Raw genomic sequence first — 14,769 nt, forward strand, 5'->3', positions numbered from 1 at the left:
AATATCTTAAGTTCATCTTATCTAACTACAGCAATTTCTCCATTACCATCACATCAATATACTTGTTGTCCATAACGCCTTGTTTCTCCAATACACCCACTTCTCGGTAGCCCATTTTTCGATATAAGCCCTGGCCGTTCTGGTTGAAGGGGAAGGTATAGAGTACAATTTTATGAAAATGGAGCTCTGCTGCTGCGGTTTCCAGTGACTGCAGGAGCGAAGTGCCAACGCCTTGCCCACGGAATTTACGGTCAATGTAAACGGAGAGGTCTGCAACGCCGCTATAAGCACAACGATGGGAATATGGGTTAAGGGAAGCCCAACCGGCCACCTCGTAGTCCAGCACAGCCACCAATACAAGATACCGCCCTTGATGTTCTTGGAACCATGCTTCCATATACTTTAGGTCTTTAACTTCTGTCTCCAGTGTGGCGATACGATCCTCAATACCTTGATTATAAATCCGAAGAATACTCTCGATGTCACCGTAAGTGGCTTGCCGAACAGGTAGTGTAGTCATTCTTTGATCCTCCCTGGCTTATAGCTTGCAAAATGCAAATACATCTCCAGAGAAATCACCCGGTTATAGGTGCACAACATCTGCTTGATTTCCCCATAGCATCATTAAACAGCTTCACAGACCGCAATACCGTTTCCTTCTCATATTCAGTCATATGGGAGAAGACTTCATCGAGGTAATTGTTCATTTCCTGATCAATGGTGGTAGCTACCATTTTTCCCGCTGCAGTCAGTGAAAGAGTGAAGACTCTTCGATCACTGGGATCGGGTGTTTTCTTGACCAAATTCATTTTAACAAGTGATTGAACTTGTCGGCTAAAAGTAGTTATATCCGTTGCCAGAATTTCTGCAACCTGCTGCATGGAAGGGTTATGCTGCCGATCTATTTCATATAACAGATGGCTTTGTACTAAGGAAATGTCACAACCGCATACAGTACAGCAGTTTCTATTCAGCAGGCCAAAGCGCCGGGTCATCATTTGGAACAATTCACGTCCATTTTCCATTAAAATCACCTCATGTAATAGTTATAGCTTAACTATTTGCAAAATACAACTAGTTTTTGGTGTTGATGACCAAGTTTACCAGCACGTTAAACCTGATGTTGTAACGATGGATATTACGATGCCTGATATGGATGGAGTTACAGCCGTTAAGAGAATTCTTGAGATGGATCCTAAGGCTAAGATCATTATGTGCAGTGCTATGGGACAAACAGGAATGGTCATGGAAGCCTTGAAGGCTGGGGCTAAGGATTTTGTTGTAAAACCTTTTCAAATTGAACGTTTATTGCAATCTATTGATAAGCAATTATCATCATAAAATAGAAGGGAAGTGCCGATAAAATGAGTATAGAAGAAGTACATTTAAATGCTATTCTCACCGGATTAGAGAAAGTGTTAACACAGTATTTGGCCTTAACCTTTCGTGCGGGAGAAGCCTTGCTTCAACAGCCATCAGTGCATACGGATAACGTGTCAGTCATGGTTGGAATGACGGGTGATGTCCGCGGTGAGGTAATTCTGAGTATGGATTATGATGTTTTAAAAAACATTATTGGCATTATGTGCGGTTATAAGGTGGAGACGATTGACGATATGGGCTGGAGTGCCTGCAGGTGTTGCGCTTATACGTAATTTTATCATTAATGTGCATTGTGGTTATGGGGCGACTTGCCAACTGGATGAACCCCTCTGACCCTAGCCCGGATGTTATAGAGATCACTGTCTTTGGAATAGGTTCGCTGTTACTGGGAGCCACCTTTTTATCAGAGAGGATCAAGAGAAAGCCGGATTCGTGGTTATCACATATCTTTGGTTTATTTCGTCGGCCGCATTCACCTCTCTAATTCAGCAGCATTACGAATCCATGCTGCTTATTACCATCCTCATGATGTATTTTGTGATCAGCCAGGTTGTTTCTTCCTTTAAGCAGCTGCAAATCTATCGAAACAGTGGTCAGAGTACCCCTGCTTCTTAAGCGGGGGGTGATTGAAGCCTTTATTTTTGCACTAAAATGGTTAGAAATGACATTAAAGGAAGTGAGAGCATAGATGGAGAAGCGTACAAGTCAAATTATCATTAAAAAGAATCATCGTTTGTACGATTATTTCAATCAAACATGTGTTAATGCAAAAAAATTATACAATGTAACGAATTTTTATCTTCGACAAACGTATACCGCTCTAAAAAGTGAAAAACTGTGGCATCCCTTGCAAAAAGAAGTGTTGGATGCTATCGAAACCCAGCTTCCTTTGATGAACGACGTGCAAATGAAAGCTTTTGAAAAACGTAAAGCCAAAGAAATATTAAAACCTAGTGAAAAATCAAAAGAAAACAAGCCTAATTTGTTTCATATGCCTACGAAAGAAAAAGCGTTTTTATCCTATAACCTTTTAGACTCCTTATTTAAAATCATAAAACAGCCCGATTACCTAGCACTACCTATGCAATCTTCACAGGCAACGATGAAAAAGGTATTCGATGATTGGAAAAGCTTTTTCGAAGCCATGAAACAGTATAACATCCATCCGACATCGTTTACGGGTAAACCGCGCAGCCCCGCCTATAAACAAGGCCAAAAGGAAGTGTATTTTACCAATCAAGATTGCGTGATCAAAGAAAACAAATATTTAAAATTTCCTAAAACAAAAACCCACCTCAATATTGGGAAGCTAGGTATTCGAGGGACACTTAAACAAGTGCGCGTCATTCCGAAGTACGATGTTTTTATTGTCGAGCTTGTTATGGATGTCGAAAGCAGGCTTGCGCCTGCGCCAAACAAAGATGCGTTCATGTCCATCGACCTCGGCGTAAACAACCTCGCCGCCGTCGTCACCAATACAGGCATGACACCGCAGGTGTTTAATGGTAACCCGCTCAAAAGCATGAACCAGTTTTACAATAAAGAACGTGCTCGTCTGTACAGCCTTTTGAGGCAGGGTGAACAGCCGGACGAAGGAATGTTTACATCCAAAACCCTACGTAAATTGGATGCTTATCGGCATAACCGTATGATGGATTATGCTCATAAAGTTAGCTTTAATATTATAAAATTAGCGATTCAAGAAAAGATATCTACCCTCATCATTGGCAAAAACGTAGGTTGGAAACAACAAGTTTCCATGCGCAAGAAAGATAAACAACACTTTTTGTTTATTTCGCATGAACAACTGATTCAGATGATCCAGTACAAAGCCAACGAAGTTGGCATTGAAGTTATCCTTACCGAAGAAAGCTATACCAGCAAAGCCAGCAGTATTGATAATGATTTCATTCCTACCTACGGCGATAAACTTATTCCCTTATTTAGTGGAAGACGTATCGCGCGTGGATTGTATCGATCCAAGCAAGGGTTGCTTCTAAATGCAGACGTCAATGGCGCGTATAACATTTTGCGGAAAAAGATTCCACATGCCTTAACTTCCGAAGGAAGCCTTTCGCTAGCTTCGCCAACGAAAATACGAATAGCGTAAAAAAGCACTCCCAAAGGCAAGACCGATGGGATAGAGGGGTTGGGTGTTTTCAGCACACCAATGTGTCAACTCCGCTAGCGTCACTGGGTGTAGACCTATACGTTAGAAACCTTCACCTCTTAGGTGGGGGAGTATTCATTTCGCACATAGGACACTCTATGAAAGGTAGTGGAGGAGGTTATGGGTTACGTTCAATTTCAGATATTGGCCGCCAATTAGAAGAGAGCGCTGCGCTTAAGGATATAGAAAGCATTCATACTTGGTGCTATCAATTACAATATTATGTAGATAATTTGGTAGTTTTCATCAAGCCTTGCGAGCGTTAGGAAACGGGGAACCCAAATGGGAAGAGATAGAGAAACAACATCAATATCTTTGTTTCAATGGATATGGAGAACATATATTAAAACTTCTGTCGTTCCACTGGTGCTTGTCGAGCTGGTGTTCATCGGCATTTACTTTGTGACCAATGAGTGGTCAAGGGGACGACAGATTGTCAGCATGAAGAATGAGGTCCTCAATGAAATGTCAATTCTTGCCCTACAAGAGGCAAGTCTTATTGAAAGTCAGACACGCAGAGTTTCAATGCTGACCAGTTTATACAGCGATTCTGTTTCCGGAGCCTTGCAATTTAGAATACCTATATCAGAGGAGGACGGGAATCGGCTAACCATGAATTCGAATGGGGCTTTTTACTCGAAGGCTGACAGCTCTGCCGGAGGCGCAGCTATATTTTATAGCGGGTTTCAGAAGGTAGGCAATTCAGAAAAAAGCAAAGTCTCAAGTTTGCTAGCGCTGCAACCGTTCATGAAGTCAATGATCGCTAGGGAACCACTAGCCTCTGCCGTGTATTACAATACATTCGACTCCTTAAATATCATTTATCCGTATTTCGATGTAATCTCTCAGTACCCTCCAAAAATGAATATTCCGTCGTTTAATTTTTACTACGAAGCAGATCTTGAGCACAATCCGAAGAGAGAAGCCGTTTGGACAGATGCTTATTTGGATCCGGCAGGAAATGGATGGCTCGCTTCATCGATTGCACCTGTTTATAGTGGGGATGTTCTGGAAGGCGTAGTAGGGATAGACGTTACAGTGGAAACGTTCAAGAACCAAGTTCTGGAGATGGATATCCCTTGGGATGGACTCGGGTTGCTGGTCAGTAAAAATGGCAGCATACTGGCCATGCCTGAGCAAGCAGAGAAGCTGTTTGGAATAACGGAGCTTACCTCTCACAATTACCAAGAGACTGTGATGAAGGATACATTCAAACCTGAAGAATTCAACCTATTCACCCATAGCGATCTGAAGAATCTAACGACACAGCTTAACACCAATAAAACCGGACTCACCGAAGTGGAAATCAATAATCAAAAGCAAATACTTGCCTGGTCGACGATTGAGAATACGGACTGGAAACTAATAGTGATGTCTTCTGAAGACAAGATATTTGCCGATACCAACCGTCTTAAACAAGAGTTGGTTGAAATCGGAATACTTATGATTCTCGGGCTGGTGTTCTTCTACATTATCTATTTCACGGTTCTTTACCGGCGAGCCAAAATAATGAGTGAAAGTATGTCCAAGCCGCTTATGGATATCAATCATATGGCTATTGAAATTGGAAAAGGAAAATACGAACATGAGCCCCCTGATATTCTGGTTCATGAAATGAGGGAGACGGCAAACACTTTGCTTGAAGTAGGCAAGAAGCTGGGGATCTCAAACAAGGCCTTGATCGAAGCCAGAGACGCACTCGAAAGCCGGGAAGCGGATATGAGTGCCATGATTCAATCTATCGATGATATTATTGCGGAAATTGATGAGTACGGTGTGATTAAGAAGATCTGGACCGTAGACAAAAAGTTTAATATCGATATTGCTAGAAGCCTGGAAGGATCAAAAATCAGCAATTTATTTGATCCGGGAACCGCTAAAAGTTTTTTTGATACCTTACAAGAAGTTCTGGAGACTGGTCAGACCATGGAGCTTGAATATGCATTGGAAACAAGCATTGGGACAAGGTGGATGATTATGAACCTGACGCTTATCCATAAGAAAAACGAGCCTAATCGAAAGGTTTGTATGATCTCACGGGATATCACCGATAGAAAACAGATCGAAGAGTCTATAGTGAGCTCCAAGGAAATCGCGGAAAAAGCTAATAAGGCGAAGTCAGAGTTCCTATCCAATATGAGTCATGAACTGCGTACGCCGATGAATGCAATTCTTGGCTTTGCTCAATTGCTCGAATATGATACCTCAGAACCACTTACGGTCTCGCAGCAAGAAAACGTACATGAGATCATTAAGGCGGGTAAACATTTACTCGAGTTAATCAGTGAAATTCTTGATTTATCTCGAATCGAATCCGGAAAGCTGGCCATAAAGATTGAGAGCGTACGTTTAGGTGATATTCTGGAGGAATGTTTCTCCTGGGTTCAACCGATATGTGGTCTGAGCGGGATTCGTCTTCATAATAATGCGCTGCCTATGTATGAGGAATCGATTTATTGTGATCCAATGAGAATCAAGCAGGTCGTACTCAATTTGTTATCTAACGCTATTAAATATAATAAACCTAATGGTTCTGTAACCATTCATGCCGTTCATGCGGCTGAAAATCAACTGGAGATTGTTATTGCAGATACAGGTGTAGGGATTCGTTCTGAAGACCTGGTTAAGATATTCGAACCGTTTCATCGTATCCTTCAAGGGACGCAGGTAGAGGGAACCGGCATAGGCCTTACCGTTTCTCGCAAACTTCTGGGGATGATGGATGGAGAGATCCAGGTTACAAGTACTGTTGGTGAAGGAAGTGTATTTAAGATTTTGATTCCTCTAAGTCCATCTGCTTAGCGGAATATGGAAGAGTGAGGGATTGCAAATGTCTACTAACGAAAAGCAATATAAGAGCGAAACCGTAAAAATAATGATCATTGATGACGTAAAGGCAAATACATTATTGTTGGAGAAGCTTTTTCTAATGAACGGGTACCAGAATATAACCGTCATCCATGATTCTACAAAGGCGTTGGAGGCCATAGATCAGGAGGATCCGGACGTATTATTATTAGATTTAAAAATGCCAATTGTCGACGGATTTGAAATTTTGGCATCCCTAAATGAGCGCGATCATCCCCTGCTGAATTCTCTCTTAGTCATAACAGCTTACCATGATTCCGAATATCGACATCGGGCGCTCCAGCTAGGGGCTAGGGATTTTTTGACTAAGCCGTTTGATCCTACCGAGGTGTCGCTAAAGGTGCGTCATTTACTGGAGACGAATCACCAACGTAGGCTTAGGGAGGATCAAAACTTACAGTTGGAATCATTGGTGCTGCAGCGTACTCTCCGAATTGCGGAGCTTCAGGATGAGTATGTTTTACGGATGATAACAGCGATGAAGCATAGGGACAACGAGACGGGTCGCCATTTGATGAGAATGAGTCAATATGTATTTCAAGTAGCAAAGAAACTGGGGCTTCCTGAGGAGCATTGCGATACCCTTAAGCATGCAAGTGCAATGCACGATATCGGTAAACTGGCTATTCCAGATCGGATACTGTTGAAAAAGGGTCGACTGACTCTCGAAGAGTTCGAGGTGATGAAACAGCATACAACCAAAGGTGCCGAACTGTTATCTGGAAGCCGTTCAGAGGTATTGATAATGGCCGAATCTATCGCGCTGACTCATCATGAAAAGTGGGATGGGAACGGATATCCGAGGGGCTTAAAAAGAGAGGACATCCCGCTTGAGGGGAGAATTGTAGCCATTTGTGATGTATTCGATGCACTCACTTCGACAAGACCCTATAAATCAGCTTGGACAGAGGAGGAAGCCTTGGCTGAGATTCAGAGGCAAAGCGGTATTCACTTTGATCCTGAAATTGTCCAGGCCTTCAGTGAAATTTTTACTGAAATCGTAGAAACAAGAATGAGATGGTTAGATTAATATAAATAGGGTCTGCCCCGGTTGTGTTTATGACGGAGGGCAGGCCCTTTTATTTGTACCTTTTAATTTACGAACTTGTATCCGATACCCCAGATGGTTTTGATCAATTTGTGATCTGGATCTATTTTCTTACGGATGTTTTTTAAATAGACCGTTACCGTATTAATATCTCCATTATCTTCATATCCCCACACCGCATTATAAATTTGCTCCCTGCTCAGTACGAGATTCTTATTCCTGACCAAGTGGATTAAAATTTCTAACTCTTTTCCGGATAGGTGTACAGGTTGCCCTTGTACAGATACCTCGTAGGTTTCTCCATTAATAATGATGTCATCAATTTGAAACACCTTCTGATTCGAGACAGGTGACTGTACTTGTATCTATAATTTTATCACATCTTGTCTATACTTTTTTAAAATTCCGGATTATAATTAAGATACAAAGTTGCATTAGGGAAACATTAGTGGTTAAGGACAACATCTTCGGACTAAAGGAGGGATTGAGATGATCGAGCAAAGCGTGGTCAAACAAAACTTGATAAAAAATAAAAAACAAACGATATCTGCAGAAGCTGTGTTAAGAGGAGATATTAAAGGGATCAAAAGAATCCTTCCTTTCCTCGGTCCAGCTTTTATCGCTGCGGTAGCTTATATAGACCCGGGTAATTTTGCAACCAATATTACGGCAGGCTCTAAATACGGTTATCTTTTATTATGGGTGATATTCGCCTCTAATTTAATGGCAGTTCTCATACAGTCTTTGTCCGCAAAATTAGGTATTGCTACAGGCAAGAATTTGCCCGAGGTTGCGCGCGAAAGGTTCCCTAAAGGGGTATCCTTCTTCCTCTGGATTCAGAGTGAGCTCGTCATTATTGCCACGGACTTGGCAGAATTTATAGGGGCGGCCTTGGGGCTGTATCTGCTGTTTGGTATTCCTATGCTGCCTGCTGCACTGATTACAGCTGTTGGTTCATTCGCAATACTCGAGCTGCAACGGCGCGGATATAGAACGTTAGAAGCCGGGATAGCAGGGATGGTATTGATTGTGGTGCTGGCCTTTGCCTTTCAGGTTATTGTAGCCAAGCCGGATCTGGGTGCTGTTGCAGCAGGAATATTTACTCCGAGATTTCAAGGTGTGGACAGCATTTTATTAGCAGCGGGTATATTAGGCGCAACGGTGATGCCGCATGCGATTTATCTGCATTCTTCCCTCACCCAAAACCGGGTAGTGGGTAAAAACGAAGACGAGAAAAAACAAATTTTCAAGTTGGAATTCATCGATATTATAATTGCGATGGTTATCGCGGGTGCTGTGAATATGGCAATGGTGGTCGTAGCGGCAGCTTTATTCTTCAAAAATGGTCTAGTGGTCGAAGATTTGGGTGTAGCCTTTGAGCAGTTCAGACATCTTATTGGACCCGCTACAGCGATTTCGTTTGGTTTAGGGCTTCTGATTGCCGGACTTTCCAGTTCATCTGTAGGGACGATGGCGGGCGATGTGGTTATGCAGGGTTTTATTAATAAAAGAATTAACTTATACGTGCGGCGGGCAATCACCACGATTCCTCCGTTAGCCATTATCATGTTTGGCATTAATCCAACACATGCGCTGGTGATGAGTCAGGTTATATTATCCTTTGGGATTGCTTTTGCCCTTATTCCTTTAGTTATCTTTACAAGCAACCGTGCCATTATGGGCAGTCTGGTCAATCACCGAATTACTGCGACGTTAGGCTGGATCATATCAGGATTAGTCGTCTCGTTGAATTTGTTTCTGGTGTTTGAGATGATTTTTTGAGAAAATGATCTGTGCTGCGGACTGTATAGCCGCTATTTAAGTCTCAAAGGGTTATGTGAGACATAAGCGGACTCAGGGGACACTATTCAATTTAAAACAGCCTCTTTTGGGAAGAAAACTGCTCAATAGTGTCCCTGGCGTCCGTTAAATTCCCAAATCTTCCAGTTCCGCTCAAATAAGGTCTTCTCAGTCCGTATGGATGTACGAATATAAAGAAAAGTAGGCTAAATCAATGACACAAACCGAAGAGTCTAAGTCTATATACCGCTTCAGTGAAGCACCCATTTGGGAGCTCCAGCGAGCTTATTATGAAGAACAAGGGACTAAGGCATGGGATAATGATGCGGTTCCGCAATACATTACGAATAATCCGATGATTGCTACGGCCTATGCCGAGATGATCTTCGGATTCCTTCAGGATCGGGCCAATCAAGGCTATACTACAGATCCCGTTACTATACTCGAGCTGGGAGCCGGGGCGGGCCGATTAGCTTTTCATATCCTGAAGAAGCTGTGTGAAATTATTGACTATGCCGGAATCTCGTTACCCCCTTTTCGTTACGTGATGAGTGATTTACCCGCTAAAAATATTTCTACGTGGCAGCAGCATCCGGGTTTACGCCCTTTTGTCGAGCAGGGAGTGTTGGATTTCGCCCTTTTTGACGCTGTGCAGGATACAGAACTACGCTTACAGCAGTCGAAGGAAGTTGTTCGGGCAGGGGATTTGCAGCAGCCATTGCTGATTGTGGCGAATTACTTTTTTGACAGTATTCCGCAAGAGCTTCTCTATGTAGATGAAGGCAAGATTTTTGAATGTCAGGTGTCGGTTCAACTGCCGGAGGATGCCGATGACCTTACACCTTCAGAGGTGCTGGAGCGTATTGTTCCTGAGTATCATTATCGCCGAGCCGCTGAGTATGAACAAGCAACGTATCCTTATCATAGCGTTATAGAACTTTATCAGCAGAAGCTTGAGGATTCGCATATTCTGTTCCCTGTTGTGGGTTTAGAATGTCTAGAGCGTTTGGGCCGGCTGTCTAAGGAAGGATTTGCTCTACTAACAGCGGATAAAGGCGATCACAGGCTGGAGAACTGGGAGTTTGCAGAACCGCCCAAGCTCATTCATCATGGAAGCTTCTCTCTGACGGCGAACTATCATGCGATTCAGCATGTTTTGGAGCAAAAAGGAGCACACGCACAATTCACTGCACATCATTATAAAAACTTGAATATTGGCTGCATTCTTATGCTTCAGACACCTATGAGTTATGCCAATACCCGTCTGGCTTATCAGCGGTTTATCGAACGATTTGGACCGGATGATTTCTTCAGTATGAAGGAATGGGTGGATCAGCAATTCGATACGATGGGATTACAGCAAATTCTGGCTTTTTGGCGACTGGGCGGATATGATGCAGAACTGTTCATCCAGAGCGCAGAACGTATCTCGGAGCTTCTGCAGGAGGACAGTGATGAAGAGATGCTGGATATTCAGCGCGGCATCCATTTGATGTGGACAGGCTACTATCCTTTGGCGCAGAACTATGACTTGGCACTGGACTGCGGGCTGCTGCTGTATGAAATGGACATGTTCGAGGACGCACTAATGTTCTTGGAGCGGTCTCTCCAGGCCAATGAGGAAGAACCCGTAATGACGGTGCTCTATAGTCTGGCGATTTGCTGCTACGAGCTTGGCATGGAGGAAGCTGCAGCGAATTATACACGAAGAGCGTTAACGTTGGAGCCTGAGAATGAAGAGGCTAAGGAATTGCATGCTTTGTTAACTAGATAAATTGAACTTTTTAGAAAAAGGGGACAGCGGAATACCTTAATCCATAGAAGACGATATAGTGTAAAAGTGCATTAGAATAGGTGGAAACGAGCTACCGGGGCGGAATATAGTGTAAAAGTGCATTAGAATAGTGGGAAACGAGCTACCGGGGCCGAATATAGTGTAAAAGTGCATTAGAATAGGTGGAAACGAGCTACCGGAGCCGAATATAGTGTAAAAGTACATTATAATTGGCGGAAACGAGCTACCGGGGCCGAATGAAGTGTAAAAGTACATTAGAATAGATGAAAACGAGCTACCGGGGCCGAATGAAGTGTAAAAGTGCATTAGAATAGGTGGAAACGAGCTACTGGGGCGGAATTAAGTGTAAAAGTACATTAGAGTAGGCGGAAACGAGCTACCGGGGCCGATCAAGTGTAAAAGTACATTTAAATTTAAATGACCTTGATTGCTTCGTGCATTGAGTAATGGATAGCAAATTAAACAACAAAAACCCAGCTCTCAGATTAGCTAATCAGGATGTTTCCTGATTGACTAACGGAGCTGGGTTTTCTTGTGGATCTAGATTGAACTTGAAATATTTATTGCTTCACAATATCCTGAACAGCTTTATCTAATTTCTCAAGAAGCTGATCACGGCTGATTTGCTCACCGAGGTATTCTTGCATAGCAGCACCGAAGCCTTGAGTTACACCGTCAGGGAACATATCCCAGTTCCAGCCAAGTGCAGTTGACGATTTCTCTTGAACGGCTACAGCAACTTGACCAATGTCTTCAGCTTTAGTTTCAATGTTAGTCAACGCTGGAATGAACTTGAATTCCTTGGTCAGATATTTTTTGCCTGATTCCGAGGTAACCAACCAAGTCAGGAAGGCTTTAGCTTCTTCAGGATGCTCTGATTTACTGTTGACGATATAGTTGTTCGGAACACCAACCAGAATTGTGCCTTCTTCATCATTGATCGGAAGGGGAAGAACGCCTAGCTCGAGGGCAGGATCAATCTTGTCGATGTCGCCTTGAGTCCAGTTACCCTGCATCATCATGGCTGCTTTGCCGGAAGCAAAGTCAGCAACTTGTGTAGCGTAGTCTGACGTCATTTTATCCTTTTGGGCGTTGCTGAAGATTAGATCCACCATATCCAGCCATTGGATAAATACTTCGTTACCTTTGATCGTTTGTGTTCCGGCTTTGAGATCCTCAATGAATTTCTTTGGATCCGGCTGATGGGCAAGTCCCACGTTCACCATATGCATACCCATCGACCACCACTCATTTGTAGCTTCAAAAGGGGTGATTTTAGCAGCCTTAAGTTTCTCTACGGCAGCCTTCAATTCGGACAATGTCTTAGGCTCACCAGTTATTCCAGCCTTCTCGAATAAGGCTTTGTTATAGATTAAGCCATAGCCTTCAACATTCATCGGCATGCCATACAGTTTACCATCTACGGTTGCAGGAGCCTTAGAGGTTGGAATCAGATCCTTGGCCCAAGGCTCAGCAGATAAATCTGTTGCCCGGTCCATATAAGGAACGAGGGCCGAATATCCGCCGTTATTGAAAATTTCCGGTTCTGACCCGGAAGCGATTTCCGCTTTGAGGAGTGCACCGTAATCTTCACCGCCGCCGTGGGTTTCTACTTCAACCTTCACGCCGGTTTCTTTTTCATATTCTTCAGCCAGCGCGTTCAGTTGTTCAGCGATTTCAACTTTGAACTGGAACATTTTTATAGTGACATCTTTCTTGGGGGTCGTTGTTGCTTCTGGAGCAGCGGTCTCTTTGCCATTATTTGCGTTACCATTGACTGCGGCGGTATTATTGCCGTTATTACCGCAACCTGCGATAATCATAGTGCAAACGATTGCGGAAATGAATGCAAGCCTTTTCATTTGTATAACCTCCCTGGGTTTAAGTTCTTACAACTTGATCCTAATGGAATTAAGAAACAACTTACACTTAATATTTTGCTAAAAAAAGTGGATATTGTTGCAGCTACCCTTTCACCGACCCAGCGGTTACCCCTTCAACAATATATTTTTGCAGAGAGAGGAAGAATAGCAGGATAGGGGTGATGGCCATCACCAGACCAGGCAGAGCAAGATCCCATTTTTTTGTATATTGTCCAAAGAACTTGGTAACAGCTACAGGCAGTGTCGTTAAATCCTTATTGCCTCCGATGACTAGAACAGGTAACAAGTAGTCATTCCAGATCCACAAGGTATTCAGGATAATGACCGTGACAATAATAGGCATGAGCAGCGGGAAGACGATGCGGAAGAACACTCCATAAGGATTCGAACCGTCTACACGAGCGGCTTCTTCCAGCTCATAAGGTACGGTTTTGATGAACCCGTGAAATAGGAATACTGAAAGCGGCATGCCGAAGCCCAGATAACAGGCTACAATACCGTATATTTCCCCACGGAGCTCCAAAATACTCGTCACACGAACCAACTGAAGCATCAGGGACTGAAAGGGAATGATCATCGCTGAGATCAGCAGCAGGAACACGAATGTGTTAAATTTTGAAGGCCTTCTTACGATTTGATAAGCAGCCATAGAGCTGAATAGAACAATGAAGATAACACTCAAGCCTGTAATTTGAAAAGAGTTCCAAAAGGCTTTTGGAAAGTTGATAATGTTCCAAACCTCTGCATAGTTCCCCCACTTAAAGACTTGAGGAAAGGACGCGGCGTCCACCAGAATCTCCCGGAGACCCTTCACCGAATTGGTCAGTACCAGATAGAACGGAGATAAGAAGATTAGGGCAAGAAGAATGGCGGCAAACTCTAGTATAAAGGTACTCAGCCGGTATCTGCTAGTCTCTTGCATTATGACGACACCTCTTTTCTTTTGGTAATCCATACTTGGGTGATCGTAATTATAGAAACGGCGAAGAAGAATAGAAGTGCTTTAGCTGTGCCAAGACCATAGCGGTTATTGATCAGCGCCTCTGAATAAATGTTGTAAGCGAGTGACTGGGTGGATGTACCCGGACCGCCCTTCGTCAGCGACAGATTGAGATCGAACATTTTGAAGGCATTGGAAGTAGTCAGGAATAGACAGATCGTAATGGCTGGCATGATCAAGGGCACATAGACGCTTTTGAATAACTGAGGAGCGCGTGCGCCATCAATTTTAGCAGCTTCAATAAGGTCTTTGGGAATACCTGCAAGGGCTGCAATATAGATGACCATCATATAACCGGCGGTTTGCCAGATGAACACAATAACTAATCCCCAGAATCCGGTACTTGGTGTTCCGAGCCACGGCAGATTGAAGAAAGAAATTCCCGTTAAATCGCCAATTGTGTTGAAGCCTTTAGTAAAAATAAACTGCCAGATATACCCGAGCAAAATTCCACCGATCACGTTAGGCATGAAAAAGACGGTGCGGAGAATTTTTTTGGTCTTCAACGCGGTCATCAGAATGAAGGCAAGCAGGAGTCCCAGAATATTGGCTCCAACCACAGACACCGCTGTGAACCGGAGTGTGAAGAACAAAGAATCCCAGAACTTATCGTCATTCATAAAGATACGCTTCCAGTTTGCTGAACCGGTCCAGACGGCTTTGTCGAGATCCAGCCCATTCCAGTCCGTGGAGGAGTAGTAAAATCCAAGGATAAAGGGTGTGACTACTATGGTCAGGAAGAATAAAAGACACGGTCCCAAAAATACCATCTGCTGGCCCCAGCCTTTTTGTAGGTGCAATGCTTTTCTCATAAAGGATCTC

13 protein-coding genes and 1 pseudogene are annotated in these 14,769 nt (G+C 43.3%); 8 read left to right on the forward strand and 6 right to left on the reverse strand.

Features of this window, described 5'->3' with window-relative positions; genetic code table 11:
* Positions 1-25: 25 nt before the first annotated feature.
* Together J2T20_RS23425 and J2T20_RS23430 are read right to left on the reverse strand one after the other, a co-directional pair.
* Positions 26-520, reverse strand: coding sequence for an arsinothricin resistance N-acetyltransferase ArsN1 family A (locus J2T20_RS23425; RefSeq protein WP_307592080.1), 495 nt, complete (start codon positions 518-520; stop codon positions 26-28).
* A gap of 55 nt (positions 521-575) precedes the next feature.
* A complete protein-coding gene (locus tag J2T20_RS23430) occupies positions 576-1,025 on the reverse strand; it encodes a MarR family winged helix-turn-helix transcriptional regulator (protein ID WP_307592083.1) in 450 nt (149 codons plus the stop codon).
* A 76-nt stretch (positions 1,026-1,101) separates the two neighbouring features.
* On the opposite strand from J2T20_RS23430, the pseudogene J2T20_RS23435 reads away from it, so the two are divergent.
* The 6 genes and pseudogenes from J2T20_RS23435 to J2T20_RS23460 form a co-directional block, all read left to right on the forward strand.
* Positions 1,102-1,341, forward strand: a pseudogene (locus J2T20_RS23435) (response regulator); the annotation flags it as partial.
* Between the two features lie 23 nt (positions 1,342-1,364).
* A complete protein-coding gene (locus J2T20_RS23440) occupies positions 1,365-1,655 on the forward strand; it encodes a chemotaxis protein CheX (RefSeq protein ID WP_307592085.1) in 291 nt (96 codons plus the stop codon).
* 160 nt (positions 1,656-1,815) lie between these two features.
* A complete protein-coding gene (locus J2T20_RS23445) occupies positions 1,816-1,998 on the forward strand; it encodes a hypothetical protein (RefSeq protein ID WP_307592087.1) in 183 nt (60 codons plus the stop codon).
* A gap of 73 nt (positions 1,999-2,071) precedes the next feature.
* Positions 2,072-3,493 (forward strand): RNA-guided endonuclease InsQ/TnpB family protein, encoded by a 1,422-nt coding sequence (locus J2T20_RS23450; protein ID WP_307592089.1) that lies wholly within the window; start codon positions 2,072-2,074, stop codon positions 3,491-3,493.
* A 342-nt stretch (positions 3,494-3,835) separates the two neighbouring features.
* Positions 3,836-6,355 (forward strand): ATP-binding protein, encoded by a 2,520-nt coding sequence (locus J2T20_RS23455; protein ID WP_307592091.1) that lies wholly within the window; start codon positions 3,836-3,838, stop codon positions 6,353-6,355.
* A gap of 28 nt (positions 6,356-6,383) precedes the next feature.
* Entirely contained in the window at positions 6,384-7,451 is a 1,068-nt protein-coding gene (locus J2T20_RS23460; RefSeq protein WP_307592093.1) for an HD domain-containing phosphohydrolase, read from the forward strand.
* A 62-nt stretch (positions 7,452-7,513) separates the two neighbouring features.
* On the opposite strand, the gene J2T20_RS25865 is transcribed toward J2T20_RS23460, so the two are convergent.
* A complete protein-coding gene (locus J2T20_RS25865; RefSeq protein ID WP_373457849.1) occupies positions 7,514-7,801 on the reverse strand; it encodes a winged helix-turn-helix domain-containing protein in 288 nt (95 codons plus the stop codon).
* 157 nt (positions 7,802-7,958) lie between these two features.
* Between J2T20_RS25865 and J2T20_RS23465 the strand changes: the two genes are divergently transcribed.
* Together J2T20_RS23465 and J2T20_RS23470 are read left to right on the forward strand one after the other, a co-directional pair.
* A complete protein-coding gene (locus J2T20_RS23465) occupies positions 7,959-9,251 on the forward strand; it encodes an Nramp family divalent metal transporter (RefSeq protein ID WP_307592095.1) in 1,293 nt (430 codons plus the stop codon).
* 232 nt (positions 9,252-9,483) lie between these two features.
* Complete coding sequence (locus J2T20_RS23470; protein WP_307592097.1) at positions 9,484-11,043, forward strand: SAM-dependent methyltransferase; 1,560 nt, start codon at positions 9,484-9,486, stop codon at positions 11,041-11,043.
* 581 nt (positions 11,044-11,624) lie between these two features.
* Here J2T20_RS23470 and J2T20_RS23475 read toward each other — a convergent pair.
* The 3 genes from J2T20_RS23475 to J2T20_RS23485 all read right to left on the reverse strand — a co-directional run bounded on the left by J2T20_RS23475 (position 11,625) and on the right by J2T20_RS23485 (position 14,759).
* Positions 11,625-12,926, reverse strand: a complete 1,302-nt coding sequence (locus tag J2T20_RS23475; RefSeq protein ID WP_307592098.1) for an ABC transporter substrate-binding protein — start codon at positions 12,924-12,926, stop codon at positions 11,625-11,627.
* A gap of 103 nt (positions 12,927-13,029) precedes the next feature.
* Positions 13,030-13,869 (reverse strand): carbohydrate ABC transporter permease, encoded by an 840-nt coding sequence (locus J2T20_RS23480; RefSeq protein WP_307592100.1) that lies wholly within the window; start codon positions 13,867-13,869, stop codon positions 13,030-13,032.
* A complete protein-coding gene (locus J2T20_RS23485) occupies positions 13,869-14,759 on the reverse strand; it encodes a carbohydrate ABC transporter permease (protein ID WP_307592102.1) in 891 nt (296 codons plus the stop codon). Before J2T20_RS23485 ends, J2T20_RS23480 begins: the two co-directional genes overlap by 1 nt.
* Positions 14,760-14,769 lie beyond the last annotated feature (10 nt).

The organism is Paenibacillus wynnii, from assembly GCF_030812855.1.
Taxonomy (GTDB): domain Bacteria; phylum Bacillota; class Bacilli; order Paenibacillales; family Paenibacillaceae; genus Paenibacillus_AQ; species Paenibacillus_AQ wynnii_A.

Bases quoted from the DNA above. Each gene is read 5' to 3' on its own strand.
- J2T20_RS23480 (WP_307592100.1), bottom strand. From the start codon at position 13,869: ATGCAAGAGACTAGCAGATACCGGCTGAGTACCTTTATACTAGAGTTT.
- J2T20_RS23450 (WP_307592089.1), top strand. From the start codon at position 2,072: ATGGAGAAGCGTACAAGTCAAATTATCATTAAAAAGAATCATCGTTTG.
- J2T20_RS23425 (WP_307592080.1), bottom strand. From the start codon at position 520: ATGACTACACTACCTGTTCGGCAAGCCACTTACGGTGACATCGAGAGT.
- J2T20_RS23475 (WP_307592098.1), bottom strand. From the start codon at position 12,926: ATGAAAAGGCTTGCATTCATTTCCGCAATCGTTTGCACTATGATTATC.
- J2T20_RS23465 (WP_307592095.1), top strand. From the start codon at position 7,959: ATGATCGAGCAAAGCGTGGTCAAACAAAACTTGATAAAAAATAAAAAA.
- J2T20_RS23455 (WP_307592091.1), top strand. From the start codon at position 3,836: ATGGGAAGAGATAGAGAAACAACATCAATATCTTTGTTTCAATGGATA.
- J2T20_RS23460 (WP_307592093.1), top strand. From the start codon at position 6,384: ATGTCTACTAACGAAAAGCAATATAAGAGCGAAACCGTAAAAATAATG.
- J2T20_RS23440 (WP_307592085.1), top strand. From the start codon at position 1,365: ATGAGTATAGAAGAAGTACATTTAAATGCTATTCTCACCGGATTAGAG.
- J2T20_RS23430 (WP_307592083.1), bottom strand. From the start codon at position 1,025: ATGGAAAATGGACGTGAATTGTTCCAAATGATGACCCGGCGCTTTGGC.
- J2T20_RS23485 (WP_307592102.1), bottom strand. From the start codon at position 14,759: ATGAGAAAAGCATTGCACCTACAAAAAGGCTGGGGCCAGCAGATGGTA.
- J2T20_RS23470 (WP_307592097.1), top strand. From the start codon at position 9,484: ATGACACAAACCGAAGAGTCTAAGTCTATATACCGCTTCAGTGAAGCA.